Origin of the sequence: Lentzea californiensis (assembly GCF_024648825.1) — a bacterium.
GTDB lineage: Bacteria > Actinomycetota > Actinomycetes > Mycobacteriales > Pseudonocardiaceae > Lentzea > Lentzea californiensis.
Window position 1 is genome coordinate 224,473 of record NZ_JANBBE010000010.1, and the last position, 18,264, is coordinate 242,736.

18 protein-coding genes and 1 pseudogene are annotated in these 18,264 nt (G+C 67.5%); 10 read left to right on the top strand and 9 right to left on the bottom strand.

What is annotated here, in order from left to right; translation table 11 throughout:
- Positions 1-5: 5 nt before the first annotated feature.
- Entirely contained in the window at positions 6-1,178 is a 1,173-nt protein-coding gene (locus LX88_RS31340; RefSeq protein WP_258951373.1) for an acyl-CoA dehydrogenase family protein, read from the bottom strand.
- 181 nt (positions 1,179-1,359) lie between these two features.
- On the opposite strand from LX88_RS31340, the gene LX88_RS31345 reads away from it, so the two are divergent.
- The 4 genes from LX88_RS31345 (at position 1,360) to LX88_RS31360 (ending at position 4,150) form a co-directional block, all read left to right on the top strand.
- On the top strand, positions 1,360-1,914 hold the full coding sequence (locus LX88_RS31345; RefSeq protein WP_258951374.1) for a hypothetical protein: 555 nt from the start codon (positions 1,360-1,362) through the stop codon (positions 1,912-1,914).
- A 1-nt stretch (position 1,915) separates the two neighbouring features.
- Positions 1,916-2,440: a DUF6239 family natural product biosynthesis protein gene (locus tag LX88_RS31350; RefSeq protein ID WP_258951375.1), complete on the top strand. Its 525-nt coding sequence runs from the start codon at positions 1,916-1,918 to the stop codon at positions 2,438-2,440.
- Between the two features lie 126 nt (positions 2,441-2,566).
- Complete coding sequence (locus LX88_RS31355) at positions 2,567-3,631, top strand: cobalamin-independent methionine synthase II family protein (RefSeq protein ID WP_258951376.1); 1,065 nt, start codon at positions 2,567-2,569, stop codon at positions 3,629-3,631.
- A gap of 312 nt (positions 3,632-3,943) precedes the next feature.
- Positions 3,944-4,150: a hypothetical protein gene (locus LX88_RS31360; RefSeq protein ID WP_258951377.1), complete on the top strand. Its 207-nt coding sequence runs from the start codon at positions 3,944-3,946 to the stop codon at positions 4,148-4,150.
- A gap of 32 nt (positions 4,151-4,182) precedes the next feature.
- Here LX88_RS31360 and mycP read toward each other — a convergent pair whose 3' ends face one another.
- From mycP to LX88_RS31400, 7 genes and pseudogenes are all read right to left on the bottom strand, one after another.
- Positions 4,183-5,664: a type VII secretion-associated serine protease mycosin gene (mycP, locus tag LX88_RS31365; protein ID WP_258951378.1), complete on the bottom strand. Its 1,482-nt coding sequence runs from the start codon at positions 5,662-5,664 to the stop codon at positions 4,183-4,185.
- 478 nt (positions 5,665-6,142) lie between these two features.
- Positions 6,143-7,057: a phosphorothioated DNA-binding restriction endonuclease gene (locus LX88_RS31370; protein ID WP_307791522.1), complete on the bottom strand. Its 915-nt coding sequence runs from the start codon at positions 7,055-7,057 to the stop codon at positions 6,143-6,145.
- 24 nt (positions 7,058-7,081) lie between these two features.
- Positions 7,082-7,786 carry an ABC transporter substrate-binding protein gene (locus tag LX88_RS31375; protein ID WP_258951380.1) on the bottom strand — a complete coding sequence of 235 codons (705 nt, stop codon included), beginning with the start codon at positions 7,784-7,786 and terminating at the stop codon, positions 7,082-7,084.
- An 85-nt stretch (positions 7,787-7,871) separates the two neighbouring features.
- Positions 7,872-8,900, bottom strand: coding sequence for a LacI family DNA-binding transcriptional regulator (locus LX88_RS31380; protein WP_258951381.1), 1,029 nt, complete (start codon positions 8,898-8,900; stop codon positions 7,872-7,874).
- 324 nt (positions 8,901-9,224) lie between these two features.
- Entirely contained in the window at positions 9,225-10,028 is an 804-nt protein-coding gene (locus tag LX88_RS31385) for an NADPH-dependent F420 reductase (RefSeq protein ID WP_258951495.1), read from the bottom strand.
- Between the two features lie 280 nt (positions 10,029-10,308).
- Positions 10,309-11,192, bottom strand: a pseudogene (locus tag LX88_RS44645) (MFS transporter); the annotation flags it as partial.
- 38 nt (positions 11,193-11,230) lie between these two features.
- Positions 11,231-12,577 carry an NtaA/DmoA family FMN-dependent monooxygenase gene (locus tag LX88_RS31400; protein ID WP_258951384.1) on the bottom strand — a complete coding sequence of 449 codons (1,347 nt, stop codon included), beginning with the start codon at positions 12,575-12,577 and terminating at the stop codon, positions 11,231-11,233.
- Between the two features lie 152 nt (positions 12,578-12,729).
- Between LX88_RS31400 and LX88_RS31405 the strand changes: the two genes are divergently transcribed.
- Genes LX88_RS31405 through LX88_RS31415 form a run of 3 tightly spaced genes read left to right on the top strand, consistent with a single transcriptional unit; the run spans position 12,730 to position 14,231 of the window.
- Entirely contained in the window at positions 12,730-13,344 is a 615-nt protein-coding gene (locus LX88_RS31405; protein WP_258951385.1) for a TetR/AcrR family transcriptional regulator, read from the top strand.
- Positions 13,337-13,759, top strand: a complete 423-nt coding sequence (locus LX88_RS44650) for a YnfA family protein (RefSeq protein ID WP_372511454.1) — start codon at positions 13,337-13,339, stop codon at positions 13,757-13,759. Before LX88_RS31405 ends, LX88_RS44650 begins: the two co-directional genes overlap by 8 nt.
- Positions 13,752-14,231 carry an HIT family protein gene (locus LX88_RS31415; protein WP_258951386.1) on the top strand — a complete coding sequence of 160 codons (480 nt, stop codon included), beginning with the start codon at positions 13,752-13,754 and terminating at the stop codon, positions 14,229-14,231. The genes LX88_RS44650 and LX88_RS31415 overlap by 8 nt, the downstream gene beginning before the upstream one ends.
- Here LX88_RS31415 and LX88_RS31420 read toward each other — a convergent pair.
- Positions 14,228-15,124 (bottom strand): reverse transcriptase domain-containing protein, encoded by an 897-nt coding sequence (locus LX88_RS31420; protein WP_258951496.1) that lies wholly within the window; start codon positions 15,122-15,124, stop codon positions 14,228-14,230. The two genes, LX88_RS31415 and LX88_RS31420, sit on opposite strands and share 4 nt — an antisense overlap.
- 913 nt (positions 15,125-16,037) lie before the next feature.
- Between LX88_RS31420 and LX88_RS31425 the strand changes: the two genes are divergently transcribed.
- From LX88_RS31425 to LX88_RS31435, 3 genes are all read left to right on the top strand, one after another.
- Complete coding sequence (locus tag LX88_RS31425; RefSeq protein ID WP_258951387.1) at positions 16,038-16,589, top strand: hypothetical protein; 552 nt, start codon at positions 16,038-16,040, stop codon at positions 16,587-16,589.
- Between the two features lie 221 nt (positions 16,590-16,810).
- Complete coding sequence (locus LX88_RS31430; RefSeq protein WP_258951388.1) at positions 16,811-17,233, top strand: hypothetical protein; 423 nt, start codon at positions 16,811-16,813, stop codon at positions 17,231-17,233.
- 119 nt (positions 17,234-17,352) lie between these two features.
- Entirely contained in the window at positions 17,353-18,144 is a 792-nt protein-coding gene (locus LX88_RS31435) for a hypothetical protein (RefSeq protein WP_258951389.1), read from the top strand.
- Positions 18,145-18,264: the final 120 nt, after the last annotated feature.

Sequence of the window (18,264 nt, forward strand, 5' to 3'; positions counted from 1 at the left end):
CTGGATCAGAGGTAGTCCGTGTTCGGTTCGAGGCCGCAGAGCACTCGCCCGTACAACTCGTAGTTGGTGTTGGGGTGCATGAGCGCGTGCATGTTGAGGGCCTGGACGTCGCGCAGGATCCGTTGGATGGGCGCGGTGTTGTAGAGCGATGAACCGCCACTCGCGGTGGCGAGCACTTCCACGGCCTGCTTCGAGAGGTCGAACACGCGGCCGAGGGCGACCCTCGCGCGGGCGCGCTCGTGCACGGACCACGGTTCGTCGGCCTGCCGTGTGTCGATGTGCTCGGCGAGGCGAGTGGCCTGGAACGTCGCCTCGTCGATCTTCATGGCGGCCTCGGCGACCTGCAGGTGCGTGATCGGTGCTTCGCGCTGGCTCTCGTACTTCGTGTACGTGATCTTGCGGTTGGGCAGGCGGTCGAAGAAGTTCTCCTTCGCGGCGTTGGCGAGGCCGATCGCCGCGCCGGTGAACGTCGCCGAGCCCGTGACCATCAGCGGAGCGCGGAACATCGGCGCGCCCGCGTTGGCCTGCGAGGCGTACTGTCCCTGCAGCACCATGATCAGCGGCAGCACGCGTTCGGCCGGAACGAACACGTCGTCCGCCGTGGTCGTGACGCTGCCCGTGCCGCGCAGGCCGTACGGGTGCCAGTCGTCCACGATCCCGAGATCGCTCATCGGCACGACGGCCATCAACGGCCACAGGCTGCTGCCGTCCGGAGTCGGCCCCATCGCCAGCACGACCTGCCACTTGCTGTGCAGGGCGTTGCTGACGAACTGCCAGCCGCCCTTGATGGTGACGCCACCGTCGACCGGGGTTGCCATCGCCGTCGGGCTGAGCACCGAGCACACCCGCGAGTCGGGGTCGTCGAAGACCTCGTCCTGCACAGCGTCCGGGAAGAGACCGACGAACCAGCTGCTGATCGCGTTGACCGCCACGTTCCAGGCGGCCGATCCGTCGCCCTGAGCGAGCTGGCTGATCGTCTCGAACGTCGTGGTGGCGTCGGTCTCCAGGCCGCCGTACCGGGCAGGCACGCGCATCCGATAGGCGCCGGCCTCGGTCAGTGCGGCGACGACGTCGTCGTGCAGGCGGCGGTTCTCCTCGTGCCACAGCGCGTGCGACTGCAACAGCGGAACGAGTTTCGAGGCGTTCTGCACGAATTCCGTGCGCGACTGGGAGTTCAACCTTGCCTCCGGAAAGTGTCAGTGGATGTCCCGCTCGATGATTCTGGCGGCGACACACCACCAAGCGCTTCTCCTGAATTGCAGAGCTGGTCGTGGGAGCAGAGCAATCTGGAAGAAGGAAGACCGTTTGAGGTCAAGTAACGTCCGGCTCGCTCGTCGCCGTCCCGGATGGAGCTCACTCATGACAACTCGTACCGGGGCGTGGTCGGCGCCCGGCTCACTCAACGACCGATGGCACCGGACCGCGCTCAACATCTTCGCGTTCGTGGTGATCGCGCATTGGGCCGAGCACATCGTGCAGGCGATCCAGGTGTTCGTGCTGGGCTGGCCACGGCCCCAGGCGGGTGGTGTGCTCGGCCTGTGGATACCGTGGCTCGTGACATCCGAATGGATGCACTACGGCTACGCGATCATCATGCTGGTCGGATTCTTCATGCTTCTTCCGGGATTCACCGGGCGAGCGAAGAAATGGTGGAAGATCGCGCTGTGGATTCAGTTCTGGCATCACATCGAGCATTTTCTGTTGCTGATCCAGGCGTTGACCGGACGGAATCTTCTCGGCGGCCCCGTGCCGGTCAGCATTCTGCAGCTGGTGCTTCCGCGCGTCGAACTGCACCTGTTCTACAACTTCGTCGTGTTCGTTCCGATGGTGGTCGCGATGTACTTCCACATGCGACCGTCACGGGAGGACCGCGCCGACATGCGCTGCTCCTGTGCGGTAGGCGCGGCAGCCTGACGTGCACGACCACGGCTCGACGGTGCCGATGCTGTTCGGGCCGGTGCTGCTCTACCTGATCGGCTACTTCGCGGTCCCGGTGGTGGCGGGCTTCGCGTTCTTGCGGATCTTCACGCCACCGCCCTGCCGGGCCGACGCGCTGCTCGTGACGGGCGCGTCGACCACGGCGTACCTGGTGGCGATGTTGCTCGTCCCTTCGCTCGTGCTACCACCACAGGCGATCGTGCTCCTGCTCGCCGCAGGCATCGTCCCGTTCGTGATCTGGTGGCGCGCCCCGCACCTGATCGTGCGGGTGGTCGCAGTGGCGCCGTGGCTGGTGGCTGCCGCGACCACGACGGCGTTGCTGCGGGCGACGGCCGACCAGCCCGGTGGCTATCTCGCGGCGCTGACCGCCGTGTCCTGGCTGACGTTCTGCGTGCCGAGGTCGCGCGCGGGCCGGGTCGTGTTGCGACTGACGGCCGGAACTCTCGCCCTGTCGGTGGTGGCCTTCACCGGAACGGTGGCGGCGTCAGGTCGCTGGCCGTAGAGAGCAACCGGCAGTTTGATCCACCACACGGGTGGAGAGCATCGCGCGCCGATATTTTTCCATGATCGCGCTGTTAGCTTTCGGTCGGAATCTCCGGTTTGTCTGCACACTGCTCCAGGGGGAGTCTTGCTCATTCCAACCGAGCCGATCGGCAGCGTTCCTCGCTCTCCCGAACTGGTTCAGGGACTGTCCGCGTTCGCCTCCGGCCAGCTCGGCCAGGCCGAACTGGACACGTTGACCCAGCAGGCGGTCGCCGACACCATCAGCCGTTTCGAGGCCACCGGATCACCCGTGGTCACCGACGGCGAACAGGCGAAGTCGAGCTTCGCCACCTACCCCCTGGACGGTGCCACGTCACTGGCCGCGGACGGCGCGGTCATCCCGTTCGCCGACGGCCACACCCGCCAGCTCCCGCGCCTGACCGAAGGCCCCTTCCGCTACGCGTCCTTCGCGGAGGAGTACTTCCGCGGCGCCTCCCAGCACACCGGCCTGCCGGTCAAACAGGCGGTGATCGCCCCCTCCGCCCTGAGCCTGCTCTACCCGGCGGACGGGATCGCCGCCTACCCGCGCGAGGAGTTCATCGCCGACCTGGTCGACCAGAGCGAGGCCGACATCCGCCGCTGCCTCGACGCCGGCGCCGCCTCCGTCCAGCTGGACTTCACCGAGGGCAGGCTGTCGCTCAAACTCGACCCGAGCCGCGGCCTGCTGCGCAACTTCGTCGAGCTCAACAACCAGGTGCTGGACCGCTTCTCCGCCGAGGAACGCAAGCGGATCGGCGTCCACACCTGCCCCGGCGGCGACCAGGACTCGACGCACAGCCTCGACGTCGACTACGCGGAACTCCTGCCGGATCTCTTCGCGCTGCACGCGGGCCGCTTCTACCTCCAACTGGCCAGCGAACCCGACAGGGAACGGGTCCTGCGGATCATCAGCGAACACGCCCCGGCCGACGCCCAGGTGTTCGTCGGCGTGATCGACCCCATCGACCCGCGGGTCGAGACCCCTGAAGAGGTGCGCGACCGCGTCCTGGAGGCGGCGCGCTTCATCCCCGCCGACCGCCTGGGTACCTGCGACGACTGCGGCTTCTCGCCGTTCGCCGACGACACCTCGACCTCCCGCGACACGGCGTTCGCCAAGATCACCGCCCGCGTCGAGGGCACGGCGCTGGCGAGGGCGGCACTCGGCATCTGAGATGACTTGCCCATTGCGCTCGGCACTGGAGTTGTTCGAGCATTCGACTGATCATGACTCCGGTTACGTGCGAGTACCGCTCATCCGTGGAACCGCGCTTGTGTCCCAGCAACTCCAGCCTCAGCACGCGCGGCACCTCGTCCTAGATGAGCCGACCTGGCCGAGGTCCCCGACTACGCCGCGCGCCTCCTCCCGAACGTCGCTCCGAGGCGCGACGCCCCGATCTCCTTCCGGCGCCGTGCGAAGGCCCTGCACGGGCGCAGAACCGCTCCAGGCGAGTGCACGCTGTCGATCGTCGAGATCTGCCGCGCTGTGCTGGCCGGCGAGGGGTCGATCTGCGTCATCGCCGCCGACGCCGACGTCCCGGAGTACGACACCGTCCTGGTGGTCGATCCGGCCCGCGTCGTCGACGCGGAAGCCCCTGGCCTGCAACGTCTCCACGTCGCGCTGACCCGAGTGGCGAGCACGCTGCACGTCGTCCACGCCAAAGACCTGCCAGGACCTCTGGCTGAACGCTGACCGGACGCCGCTGACCTCGACCCCGCGCAAATTCACGTCGGCGAAGGTGGCACCCCGCGGGTCTTCGGGGTGGCTGAGGTTCGGCGTGGGTCGACTTGTCCTCCGAGTTCGGCACGACGTCCGCGGTTGATCGAGTTGAGGACGAGCAACGTCAGCATCAGCAGCCCGAAACCGATGCTGATGCCGCTCAGGGCCACGATGATCGGCGGCCAGTCGCGGTCCGGCGGCGCGGTGATGGTCGTGACCAGGTCCCTGGGCGGCGGACTGGAGAAACCCGTGGACTCGGAGGGCAGCACTGCGGTCAGGGCGGCCACCGGGTTCACCATGCCGAAGCCGATCCGGTGGTCCCTGCCGGACGTGTTGCCGGGGTGCAGCGCGGTGGCCTTGAGCCGGTCCATCACGTGGCGCGCCTTGAGGTCTGGGAACCGCTCGCGCACCAGCGCGGTGATACCCGCGATGTACGGGGCGGCGAAACTCGTCCCCTGGATCTTTCCCACACCGTCGGCCTTCACGTTCGCGTTGGTCAGGCCGGTGCCCTTGGGGTCGACGGAGATGATCTCTTCACCGGGTGCGGCGATGCTGACCCAGGGGCCCCAGACGCTGAAGCCCGACACCTCACCGGAGCGCGCCATCGACGCCACCGACAGCACGTCGTCGGCGAACCACGCGGGCGACGAGACCGAGTTGACGGTCGCCGGGTCCAGGTTGTTGTTCTGCAGCGGACAGCCGGCTTTGCTGTCGAGGTTGCCGGCCGCCGTCACGATCACGGTGTTCTTGACGTCGACCGCGTACCGGATCGCGGCCTGCAGCGCCCGGTCGTCCGCGCTGAAGTCCTTGGGGGCGCCGCAGTTCGTCAGGGAGATGTTGACGACCCCGGCGCCCTGGTCCGCGGCGCGCACGACGGCCTGTGCCAGCGTCGAGACCTTGCCGGCGGACGTCCGCTTGTCCCTGGTGGCGTCACCCTTGAACTCGAAGCGGTCGCTGGTCTGGCGGATCGCGAGGATCGTCGCTCCTGGTGCCGCGCCGATGAAGTCGCCCTCGGTCCTGGCCGCCGCGGCGACGCCGGCCACCTCGGTGCCGTGGCCGTCGCAGTCGTCCGCGCCGTTCCTGTTCCCGCTGACGTACTCACCGCTGGGTACGACCCGGCCGCCGAAGCGAGGGTTGCGCGGGTCGACACCAGTGTCGATGATCGCGATCTTGACGCCCTTGCCGGTCGCGAACCGGTGTGCCTGCTGGAGGTTCAGCTGGACCTGGCCCCACGGCATGTACTCGATCAGTTCGTTCTTGGTGTCGGACTCGACGCAGCCCTTGCCGGTGGGTGTGTACGGCACGTCCGGCCCGCCCGTGTCCCGCGGCGGCTGGGTACCGGGCGGTAGCGCCGGCGGCACCGAGTTCGGCTGGACTGCGGATGACGGCGGTGGCGCGGAAGCCGCTGGAACTGCTCCCGTCAGCAGCAACGATGCGGTGATCGCCGTCGCCGTGGCATGGCGAAACCCCGTGGTAACGATCTTCACCTGTGACCCCCGGTCCTCACACACCGACCCCCCGATCGGTGATGACCGAAGTCCACCACGGAAAGCGTGGAGCCGCAAAAATCGGGGCACCCCAACCTGAAACCGGCTTCAGGTAGGCGGTTCCGCGGAGCGAGACGGCTACGCGCCGCACCGTCGTGTCGGGCATACGACCTCGCGTCGCACCTCGTCAGAGAAAGCGTGCCGAGGATCGCACATCAGTCGGATGTGGGACGCAGGAAGGGATGCGCCGCGCGTTCATGCGCGAACTCGGTGTCTCACCTACGGAGTACCGCCGCGGTCAGCTCTGATCTCTGCCGGATGGCAGCGTTGTTGACCAGCGTGTCCGCAGCGCTACTGCGACCGCCCCACGGCGATGACCGAAAAAGGCACCGGCAGATCGACGTCTTCCGCCAGCCACCCTGTGAAGCCTCATCCCCGTAGTCGCGACCAGCGGCGATGAGCGTTTGGCTGGCACGGGTCAGGTGGTCAGTGCTGGACTTTTGAAGACTTCGCGGGTGTGCCAGGTGATGTGCGCTGCTGCGGGCGGGGCGGTGCCAGGTCTGGGGTCGAGTGTGCGGTCGTGCAGCTGGTAAACGGTTCGTCCGGTGGTGGTGCGGCTGGTGAACTTGGCGGACACGGTGATGCGCAGGTCGTGGTTCAGGCCGAGGACACCGTGGTCGAACAGTTTGTGGTGCGCTGAGCACAGCGCCAGACCGTTGTCAGGGGTGTCTGGGCCGTCGAAGGCGAACCAGCGGATGTGCGCGGCTTCGACACCGACGGTGGCGGCGCCGAGTTGTCCGTCGAAGCCGCAGAAAGCGCATTGCCGGTCCCACGACTGCAGGACGGTGGCGGGCCACGAACTCTGTCGGTGTCGTCGGGGCACTGGGGTACCGGTGACGCCGAGGACCGCGTCGGGATCCAAGCCGACCGCCGTGAGGACGTCTGGTACGACAGTGGGCGGGAACTCGGGCTCGACCAGGCGCCGGGCTGCCGCGGCGGCGAGATCCGGATCGCGCAGGGCTTGTTCGAGTCTCGGGTCCAGCCGGCCGAGGATCTCCTCGGTGGTGAGTGGTTGCACGCGATCCATGGGCACGTCTCGGTCGAGGGTCCAGATGCCGTCTGAGCGCAGGCGGGTGAACGGATACGCGGCGGCCTGTGCGGGTTGGGTGGTTGAGGGCGGTCCGAAGTCCCGGATCAAGTCCGCCAGCTTCGCGGAGTCCGCTGTCCAGGACAGCGTGCTCGTGCCGGTAGTCGTCAATCGGCCCAACGCGAGCAGCACCAGCAGGGGCTTGTGCGGTGACCGTTTCCCTCCCCGAGTGTGCTGCCGCAAGGAGGACAGGCGGGCCAGCACTTCGTCGGAGGACATCGACTCATCGGTCACGACGTGAATCATGACCGATTCGCTCGGCGGCCAAGTTCAGGAATCAAAGGCGTTGCGGAAGTAGGAGGAGCGGTCGACGAGGTCGGCGCCGAAGCTCTGCAGCTGGGGGGAGTAGGCGTACGGCCACCACTCACCACTGCCGCCGGTGCCCATCTCCAGCGGGTGCTCGAACCCGCCTGTGGCCTTGAGCTTGGCCAGTGCAGCGCTGAACTCCGCACGGGTCCACGGCTGCTCAGGGGTCGGGATGCGGATGCTGTTCTTCTCGAGCACCGACTTGCGGGCGAACGTCGTCAGCGCCACGTCGTAGAAGCCGAAGGAGTAGACCTTGTCCTGGTACCTGCCCACGGTGCTGGGCAGCTGGTCGTCCAAGGGGACCTCGCCGCCGGAGAGCTCCAGCGGGGCCAGGTAGCCGCCCCAGGCCCAGTTGGCCACGTTGGGGCCGTCCACGTCGAGGATGCAGGGCAGCTTCTTCGAGGTCGAGGAGGCGACGACCGCGTCGTTGTAGGAGCCCTGCGGGAAAGCCTCGATCTCGACCTTGTAAGTGGGCTGGCTTCCGTTGAAGCCGTTGACCAGCTTCTCCACGGCCGCGTACTCGGCAGCGTTGCCCGCGTTGTGGGTCCACAACTTCAGGACTCCGTTCCCGGAGGCCGATCCGCCACCGGTACCGCAGCCCGTGACCGCGGTCGCCGCGGTGACGGCAGCTAAACTCGCTGCGGCGAGGTGTCTGGTCCACACGTTCATGGTTCCTCCATCGTGCTGGGTCGGTTCTCGTCGGGCCGCCGGTGCAAGCGGCAGCCCACTCGTTGTCGCTTCGCCGTCCCGGTGGTCAAGACCGGGACGGCGAAGCGATCGAATCTCTTGTCACCAGCGGGCAACGCAGTACCTCCTGGACTGCGGGCCCGGTGATCTCGGACGTGGTGATGACGGCTTGCAGGAGTGCTATCGCCCGTGCACCCATCTCGTAGTGCGGCAAGGCGACGGTGCTCAGTGCGGGGTGAAGGTTCTCGCTGATCAGCTCCTGGTTGTCGAAGCCGATCACGGACAGCTCTGCCGGAATCGGGAGACCGAGCTCTCCGGCCGCGCGATAGGCGCCCATCGCCATGCGGTCGTTGAAGCAGAACAGGGCGGTAGGCCTGGCCGCGGAAGTGAGCAAGGTGCGCGCGGCGCGGTAGCCGCCGGGAGCGTCGGAGCGGTCGGCGGCGACGAGAGCGGGATCGAACTCGATGCCCTCGTCAGCCAGCGCGGCCCGATATCCGGCGAGCCTGCCCCGCGAGGCGGGGATGTCGTCGACGTTGGTGACGAACCCGATGCGGCGGTGTCCGTGCGCCAACAGCGTCTGGGCGGCGGTCTTCCCACCTTGCTCCTCGTCGGGCACGACCGAGGGAACCGCCGAATCGCCGGAGCTGGCGTCAACCAGGACGGTGGGCACTGATCGCAGCTGTGCGGGTACCTCAACGATCCTGTGGTACATCGACGCATAGAGGATTCCGTCGACGCCGTGCTGGATCAGCAAGGTGATCGCCTTGCGCTCCAGCTCGGGGTCGCCCCCGGTGTTGAGCATCAGCAGCAGCAGATCGTGCTCGCTGCCCGCGTCCTGCGCGCCCTGGATGATCTGTCCCGCGTGAGGCGTGGTGGCGATCCCATCGCTGATGAAGCCCACCGTGTAGGTGCGACTGGTGCGCAGACCCCGTGCCAGCTTGTTGGGGCGGTAGCCCAGCTCGTCGGCCACGCGGAGCACGGTCGCCCGCGTCTCGGCGTTGATCCGCTTGCCCTCGACCGCGTTGAGGATGTGGGAGACCGTTGTTGCGGAGACACCGGCCGCCGCCGCCACGTCCTTGATCCCGATCCGCTTCACTCTCGCCTGCCAAATCGATTGGGCAACTGGTGCGGTGAAGAATTCATCAGGACGAGGCGAGTGTCAACGACCCGTTACGGACCTGTGTCCGGCAGGGGGAGTGCTGCTGGATAGTCCGGCCTCCTGGTGCCGGTGGCGAAGCCCGCGAACGCGTACCGGAGCTTTTCAGGAGCCGGGAGCGGGGTCGGCTGCCGGTGCTGACTGCGGAGCCGATGTGCTCGGTGCCGTGCTGCCGCTCAAGTCGGTGTCTCGGGATGTTTCCTGCCCTCCGCACGGCCGATTCGACACCGAAAGTGGCGGACCGAGCGGAGGGCAGAGGGCGGATCAGTTGTAGATCAGGCGGTTGACTCGCACGAGGAAGTCCTCACCCAGATCACCTAGGGGGTCGGTGGTCAACTCCGCGATGACGGTCATCGCGAGGTCGCGGCGCTGGGGTGAGCGCGCGGCTTTGGCTTTCGCGAGGGCGGCGAGCAGTTCGTCGCGGGTGAGGTCGGTGCAGTAGCCGGGTGCGCCGGGTTGCTGGCGCCATGAGTCGGCCAGGGTGCCGGCGTCGACCGCGTCGAAGCCCGTCTCCTCGACGAGCGCCATGCCCAGTGCCCGGTCGGTGTCGCTGTCGGCGGCGACGGGGATGGCGATGCGTCCGGGGGTGCCGGGGGTGCTGTCCTTGGTGTCGAAGGAAGGGGAGGTGATGGCGTTCCAGGCCTTGACGACGGGGCGGCCGTACTGTTCGGCTACCCACAGGCTTTCGGGCTGTCCGTCGTCGAGGGCTTTGATCTGGTCGTCGCGCATCGGGTAGTAGTTCGAGGTGTCGATGATGACCGCATCGTCGGGCAGGTCAGCGAGTAGTGGCTTGAGGTCCGGGACGCGGTTCAGGGGTACCGAGACGATCAGGACGTCGACGTCGGCGGCGACCTCCGAGGCGTGCACGGCTCGCGCGCCCGAGGCGAGCAGATCGGCCGGGATGGTCTCCGGGCCGCGGGAGTTGGCCACTTTCACCTGGTGACCGGCGGTGCTGAGTCGTCGGGTCAAGGTGGCGCCGATGCTTCCGGCGCCGAGGATGCCGATCTTCAACTTCTGCTCCTTTTTCACGGTTGGACGGTCTTGCCGTCGGGAAGGTGTGACGCGGATGCCCGGGTCGGTGCCTTGCCGACGAAGAGGGTGCCGAGGACGGCGGCCACGGCGATGATTCCGGCAGTGGTGAACGCAGCCTGCGACGCGGAGACGGCTTGGCCGAGGCTGAGTGCACCGGTGTCCGGTGCGTTCGACCCGATCGTGTAGGCCGAGACGAGTACCGCTCCGCCGGCGGCGCCAGCGAGTTGCTGGACGGTGCCGAAGGCGGCGCTGCCGTGCGGGTGGAGATCGGTAGGACGATGAGTGTGCCGAAGCCGTTGAGCGCGATGATGAGCATCACCAGCAGCGGTGCCGAGAACGACGTCGCACGGAGGATCCGCATGTCGAGGAACGCGCCGGCACCGCGCTGGAGCACGACCTGGCGCCTGACGAACGCCGCGACGCCGGCCAGTCCGAGAGCGATCGGGAGGTAGGGCGGGATCGGTGCGTGACCGGCTGCCGCCTCGCCGATCGAGGCCAGGCCGTAGACGAGGGCGCCGAACCCGACAGCGGACAGCAGCAGCGACGGTACGTCGAGGGTCACCGGCTCCGGTGTGGTGATGTTGCGCAGTTTGGCCGCTCCCAGTACGAGCGCGGCCGCGGCGATCGGCAGCATCATGATGAACAGCCAGCGCCAGCTCAGCCCGGACAGCACCACCCCCGACAGGGCGGGGCCGACCGCCGGTGCGATGGCGGGCACGGCGGTGGCCATCGCCATCAGCCGGCCGCGGCGGGCGGCGGGGGCCAGGCGCATGGTGGTGGTCATCAGCAGGGGACGAAGACGGCGGTGCCGGCGGCCTGGATGATGCGGCCGGTGAGCAGGATCTCGATGCCGGGTGCGAGGGCGGCGATCGCGGTGCCGACGGTGAACAGCGCCAGCGCGCCCAGGAAGATGGTGCGCAGGTGGTAGCGGCGCATGATGAACCCGGTGGCCGGGATCAGCACCGCCAGGGTCAGCAGGTAGCCGGTGGTGACCCACTGGCCGGTGCTCGGGGTGATGCCGAAGTCGGCGATCAGGGTGGGTAGCGCCACTCCCAGCATCATCTCGTTGAGCAGCACGACGAACGCCGAGACCATCAGCAGTCCGATGATCAGGCCGTCTCCCGGGGCGAGGCGGTCGTTGCGCTGGGTCCCGGGCGCTGGGGTCGCGACGTCCGGTGCCGCGGTGTCTGGTGTTGCCATGTGCGCTTCCTGTTCACGGATCGAGTCGATGCGGGCCGTCAGCTGACCGCGGGCGCCGTTTCGGTCAGGCGGGGGTCGAGTCCGTACTGGGCGGGTGCGCCGAGGTGCTCGCGCAGGGTGGTGCCGGCGTAGTCGAGGTGGAACACGCCGCGTTCCTGCAGCAGGGGGATGACCTGGTCGACGAAGGTGTCGATGCCGTCGTGGTAGACGTCGATGGCCAGGGAGAAGCCGTCGCAGGCGCCGGCCTCGAACCAGTGCTGCATGTGGTCGGCGACCTCGGCGGCGGTGCCGGGTACGACCGGGTGGTAGTCGATGACCCCGTGGGCCAGCACGTCGCGCAGCGACCAGCCTTCCCCGGCCACCTGCAGTGCGTACGCCGAGCGCGGGTCCGCTGGGCTGGGACGGGCGTCGGCGAGCTGCCGTGCGGTGAGCGGTTCGTCGAGCTGGCCGGGGTTCAGCCGCAGGCCGAGCATGGCCCCGAGGTAGCTCACCCGCTGGTGCAGGTCGATCGACTCGTCCAGCCGGCGTCGCCGGTCCAGGGCGGCTCGCTTGGTGGGGGCGACGGTGGGCATGAAGCCGGCGAACAGCTTGATCTCGTCGGGATCGCGCCCGACGCGTTCGGCGGCTTCCCGCAGCGCCGTCCGGTGCGCGCGGCCTTCCTCGATGGTGAAGGGGTTGGCGTAGACGCCGCTGGCGTAGCGGGCCGCCAGCTCGAGACCGTTCGCCCCGCCGCCGGCCTGGAACACGACCGGCTGGCCCTGCTCCGACGGCGGGATCGGCAGCGGCCCACGCGAGGCTACGTGGCGTCCGCCGAGGTTGATCGGCTGGATCTTGCTCATGTCGGCGAACCGCTTGCCGGCGACGTCACGGACCCACGCATCGCGTTCCCAGCTGCCCCACAGCGACTGCACCACCTGCACGACCTCGTGCGCGCGCTCGTACTTCTCCGCACGCGGGGGCACCACGCTGCCGAAGTTCGCCGCGGCGGCCGGGCTCGAGGTGGTGACCGCGTTCCAGCCAGCCCGGCCGTGGCTGACCACGTCCAAGGCCTTGAACTGCCGCGCGATCGTGTACGGCTCGTTGAACGTCGTCGAGCCAGTGGCGACCAGACCGATCCGCTCGGTGCCGCGTGCCATCGACGTCAGCACGACCAACGGGTCGATGGCGTGCTGCGGGGTCTCGCGGTCGAGGTCGGCGGTGAGGGCAGGGGTGTCGGCCAGGAAGACGAGCTGGATCTTTCCTCGTTCGGCTGCTTGCGCGTACCGGACGATGGTGTCCATGTCGGTGTAGCTGGACGGGTCGACACCGGGCATGCGCCAGGCCCCGGGCTGAGCGCCGTAGCCGTTGGCGATCTGAATGGCCAGGAGCATCTGCGGTGCGGTCACGACATGTCCTTCAGCTGAGGTGCAGATCCGGTACCCGCCTGGGCGGACGGGCGGGCGGACTCGCCATCCCGGAAATGAGGAGGTAGCCTCCGTTTTGTCTTCACCAACATACGGAGGCTGCCTCCGCTTTTTCAAGAGAAGGACGTGAAGCCGTGACCAGCAGCACAGAGGCAAGCGGGCGCCGACCGCGCACGGACAAGCAGCGCAACCGGATGCACCTGCTGCAGGTCGCCGAACAGCACTTCACGGAGCACGGCGTCACCAGTTCGCTGGAGGCCATCGCCAAGCGCGCCGGCGTCGGGGCAGGAACCTTCTACCGCCACTTCCCCAGCCGGGAGGCGCTGCTGGCCGCCCTGCTGCAAGCGCGCGCCGAGCAGTTGGTGGCACGTCGTGAAGCCATCCGGCAGCAGGAAAGTGACACCACCACCGCACTAACGCTCTGGCTCGACGCTCTGAGCGAGTGGGCCACCGCCTTCGACGGCCTACCCGAACCACTGCGAGCAGCGGTCACCGAGGACACCTCCCCGCTGGCCCTCACCTGCCAGGGCTACATCACCACCACAGACGAATTCCTCCACGCCGCCCGACGCGACGGCGGCGCCCGCCCCGAGGTGCGCGGCCGCGACCTGTTCCTGGGCGTGCTCGCCATGAGCTGGGTACGCGGCGCCGCCATGGCCGACGAGGCCTCACCCCAGGCGCTGAGCGCCTTGATGCGCACCGGTTGGGCCGCCCCCGCAGCGTCCGCCGAGACAGCGTCGAATCCTTGAGGATGAGTCCGGCTTCCACCAGTCCGAACCCAGCGACAGTCGGCCATCACCTGGCCGATCCAACTTCGGCCGGGTTTTCGTCGGCCTGCGGCAGAATGGCCGGGCCGCCGGGTCGCTGGCCTGGGTAATGGTCGTCGGCAAGTTCCGCTTCGCCCGCTACGACGTCACCGGCGCGGTCATCTGCTTGATCGGCGTTGCCGTGTCCAGGTCATGCAGAGTCTGTCGGCCTGCTCGTACGCCTCGACCACATCGGCAACCCGATAGGGGCAACTCGTCCTGCCGACACTCACCCACTGCGCCGAGCCGCGTGAGCCACGATCACCGCAGCCAGTCACGTCGTGACCATGCGATCAGACCCGAGAGAAAATCGCTCGCGTCGCCCACGACGCAGCTGCAACGCTTTGCACGTGAATGACCAAAGGCCAGAGAAATGCGTCTTCTGCGCCATCGTCGCCGGAGAGGCCGAGGCGAGCTTGGCATATGCAGATGATCGAGTCGTTGCGTTCATGGATCTCGGCGCGGTGACGCCGGGGCACGTCCTCGTAGTGCCACGGTTGCATGCCATCGGGCTGGAAGACTTGGACGAGGAGACGAGCACACACGTCTGGAGGATCGGCCACCGCGTCGGCCGCGCCCTTCGACGCTCTGGCCTGCGCTGCGAGGGTATCAACGTGTTCCTCGCCGACGGAGAAGCCGCCTTCCAGGAGATCTTCCACTTCCATCTGCACGTCTTTCCACGCTTCCGCGGCGACAGCTTCCGCATCGACGCAGACTGGGCCACCCGTGCTCGCCATTTGCTCGACGAAGAAGCTAGTGCTGTTCGCCAGGGGCTGGACGTCATCGACGCCGACGCGCCACCAGCAGCGCCCGCTAACACAGAGAACTAGCGCACTGCGCTTGACTCGATCACCCACATAAGTGGAATTGTACATCGGAGCAGGGCAAATGCTCCACGCGCCCACATTCGGTCAGGTGGTTCAGATTGGCCCGTACCGCTGGAAGGACGGTCGGCGATGAAGGTGTAGACGTACCACTTGTCCGTACCGCGCTTGCGGCGCCACTGGATGTGAAACCCCAAGAACTCGAACCCGTCGCCCAGCGACGCAACCTGGGTCTTGGCTGGTGACAGCCGCAGGCCCATCGGTTCCAGCACGTGGGCGACGTCCTCGCGCAACGCCTCGGTGTCGGTCTGGTTTCCGTTGACCAGAACGACGAAGTCATCGCAGTAGCGGATCAGCCGCCACGTTGGTAACCCCTTGGCGCGGCGGCCCGCGCGTCGGCTCTCGGTGGACATCGTCCCGCCCGGTTTCCATGGCCCCATCAGGTGTTCATCGAGCACCGACAGAGCGATGTTGGCCAGCAACGGTGACAAGGTCCCACCTTGTGGCGTGCCGGTGTGCGTACCCTTGATCTCGCCGAACTCGGTCAAGATTCCGGCTTTGAGGAACGCTTTCACCAGCGCCAGCACACGCTTGTCCTTGACCCGCAACCGAACCCGGTCCATCAGGCCCGAGTGCGAGATCGAGTCGAAGCACGCCTCGATGTCCGCGTCCAGCACCCACCGATACCCGTGGGAGCCGTAGTGGTGGATCTCAGCGTTCGCGTCCTGGGCACGCCGTTGAGGCCGGAACCCATAGGAGACCGGCACGAAGTCAGCCTCGAAGATCGGTTCCAGCACCAGCTCCAACGCGGCCTGCACGACCCGGTCGGCCACGGTAGGAATACCGAGACTTCTGACCTTGCCCGACTCGCCCGGCTTCGGGATCTTGCGTTCCCGCACCGGCAACGGCCGGAACGTACCCTCCTTGAGCTGGGCACGATTGCAGCATCCTTCCCTTCTTGATCCCGCTGCCGCCCTTCCCCATGGGCGCAGGCTTTCCCTGGCTCGGAGTACTACGGCGACTCCGCCCCGTCCCAGGCCGATCGGTGGTCGGCGCACCCAACCCTTCTATCCACATTGGACACATGGCTACGGGTGAGACCCAGGACGGTTCCCGCGTTCACTGTGATTCGCTCGGCGAAGTAGGAGCCCGACTGTGTCCCAGCAGCATCGCCACGAGTACGCCGCAGACCTTCCTCGTAGCCTCCCGGACAGCATCGGCAAACCATCCCAGGAGTTCCCCAACCCCTTCACATGATCGGGTGTGCACCGCCTCCGGCCCAGATCCGCCAGGTTCGAGCCGGTGTAAATTTGAGGGACGTAAAACGCCGGCACCTCTCGTACTCCTCTCCGTCACGCTCACCGGACCCGCACCATCTGGCAGTGCTGACACGTCCCGGCTTTGTCAGGGCTGCTCCCGCCCGCCCCGGCACCACCCGGACCAGGCTGCCCTCAGCTCCACCGTCCTGCTGCGACAGGATCAGCGGCGAAGGTCTCCCACCTCCACTCGAATCAACAGCGCCTCACGGCACAAACCGCTCGTTTTACAGTCCCTGTTTTGGCACCCCGCAGGGTTCGAACAGCTCCCGGCACGGTGAGCATGCGGGCCACCCGCATCAGGGGATAGCCAGATCCGCGGTGGGTGCGCAGGTCGTCGCGGGTCAAGGGCCAGATGGTGCCGATGAGGTCTGCCAGTGGCCGCGCGAGCTGTTCGCCGTGTGTGGCGACCAGGTCCCGGTGGATCGCGCGCGCGGCGATCTCGCCACCACCAGGACGATCCCGGCCGAGCGGCTCCGTGTCCGCGTGCACGGCTGTGGGCGTACGCCACCGCGAGCGCCCGTGTCTGCAGGTCGTCGACGCGCTGGAGGACGTCGGGGGCGTTCAGTCGTGGGATCATGTCACCGACTGCGCCGCGTTCCTCTACGCGCAAGCTCTTGCTGGGATCGTCGCGCGTGACGGCAGAGCCCAGCTGCTCGACATCATGAGCGAGTCGGTGTTCGGGCTCGCGGTGAACGGCGAGAACACGCCTGTCGTGGTGACGTCGCCGGACGACGTGCCGTGCGTGATCGGGGCGACGGCGCCCGCGCACGGCGCCCGCGCACGGCCCGACGCATCGCCAAGCTCGAGGGTTTGCAGGACATCGCGGGCCTGGGCCGAGGTGAACCTCACGCAGCTGGTAGGTGTGCTCCCGGAGGAAGGCGTGGACCTGCTGCTCAACCCCGGTGCCACCTCGTTCATACGGTTGATCGCCTCGGTGCTGCGTAAGGCCGCCGCGGAGCCCGGCCTGACAGCTGATGGTCGTACTTGGTGTGGCCGGCGGTGTCGCCGTACATGGTCCAGCGGGCCCGGTCGACGACGGTCTTAGGGAAGCGCTGGTTGCTCCAGAAGCTGGAGTGGCTGGCCGCCGACCGAGCAGCTGATCGGATTGCTGCGCTACACCGACTGACCTGGGCATTGCAGAAAGCTTGCAAGGCTTTCACACGATCGATCACACATCGTTGCGCCATCCACCACCACCGGTACCGGAGGCCATCGCCGCCGGGCACCAGTCAGAAAGGCGGCGAAGTAATGCGCTGGTCGAAGGGTTTGAGTGCTGCTCTCGGAGTGGTCGCGGCGGCAACGGCGCTGGCCGGTACGGTCGCGCCGGCCGGGGCGGCGTCGAAGAACATCGGCACCATCGCCGGAGTCGAGTCACGCTGTGCCAACTCGCCGTACTGGGCGTGTCTGTACTTCAACAGCGGCAGGGCCACGGCTTACTGGGGTACGAGCGTCACGGTGCGCGATCTGGAAGGGCGAAGGTTCTTCGACGGCACCGGCGTCGGCGCGCGTGAGCCCGTCAAGAACAACGCGGCTGCGATCTCCTGCGACATGACCACCACGTCGATCTGCTACGTGTACGACCGGTCGGAGCTCGGCGGCGACGTCGACTACCTCTACGGGCAGCGCAGCGGCGTGCTCTCGTACACCTACAACGACAACGCTTCCATCAGGCTCAGCCCTGGGGCGTAGCCGTCGGCGGCACCGAGGGGCGGGGGCGCCCCTCGGTGCCGCCGACCGGACGGCCATCACGGAAAGGTGTGAGCGAAGTGTCTCGACGGCTCTGGCACGCTACGGCTGCGTTGGCGTCCGTGCTGCTGGTGGGATGTTCAACGAACGGGGCCGCCCCGCCCCGCCCCATTCCACCGGAGGCCACGGCGCCCGACGCGGTGAACCTTCCCCTCGACCAGTATCGGCTCAGCACCTGGGACACCGGCCGAATAATTCTGGCTCGCGAAATCCTCATCCACCGGTGCATCGAGGATCGTGGAGGGTCGAAGCCGTCGCCTGACGCGGCGGCGATCGAGCAGGACGCCCGAGTGCGTATCAAGGACATCGGCCCGCGTGGCAACAAGCGGCGCTACGGAATAACGGACCCGCGTGATGCGGCCGTCTACGGTTATCACCTGCCGTCGACGGTCGATCGCACCGAGCGTCCAGTCCCGGCGAAGGAACGGAGTACATCGAGCCAGTGCGTTCAGCAGGCCGACAAAACGCTCGGTGAGGCGAACCTGACCACGCCTGCCGAGGTCAAGGAGATCTCCACGGACAGCTACGAGAGATCGCTTTCCGACCCACGTGTGGCCCAGGCCCGTACTCAGTGGTCCGCCTGCATGAAAGCCGCTGGTCACGACTACGACAGTTCCGCGGCTGCGGCAGGGGCGTTCGACCTCTCCGCGGCGACCGTGACCGCGGCGGAAATCGCCACCGCCTCCGCCGACGTCGAATGCAAGTCGCGGTCGGGGCTGGTCGGCACTTGGCAGGAGGTGGAGTCGGCAATCCAGCAGTCCGTCCTCGACAGTCGCCGGCAGGCCTTCCAGGACATCGCCGAACAGCGCGAGCGGTTCAACGGCCGGGCTGACAGGACGATAAACGGTCACTGACGCGTTACCAGTGCTTTCTCCGGATTTCCACGGTGGTGCGGCAATAGAGCACCCGTGTCTCAACTGGTGGGCCGATCGTGTGAATCGCTCGCAAACCTTCCGCGAAGCGAGGATCGGAAT

Coding starts and splice junctions, on each gene's coding strand:
- LX88_RS31345 (WP_258951374.1), top strand. CDS start 1,360: ATGACAACTCGTACCGGGGCGTGGTCGGCGCCCGGCTCACTCAACGAC.
- LX88_RS31370 (WP_307791522.1), bottom strand. CDS start 7,057: ATGATTCACGTCGTGACCGATGAGTCGATGTCCTCCGACGAAGTGCTG.
- LX88_RS31375 (WP_258951380.1), bottom strand. CDS start 7,786: ATGAACGTGTGGACCAGACACCTCGCCGCAGCGAGTTTAGCTGCCGTC.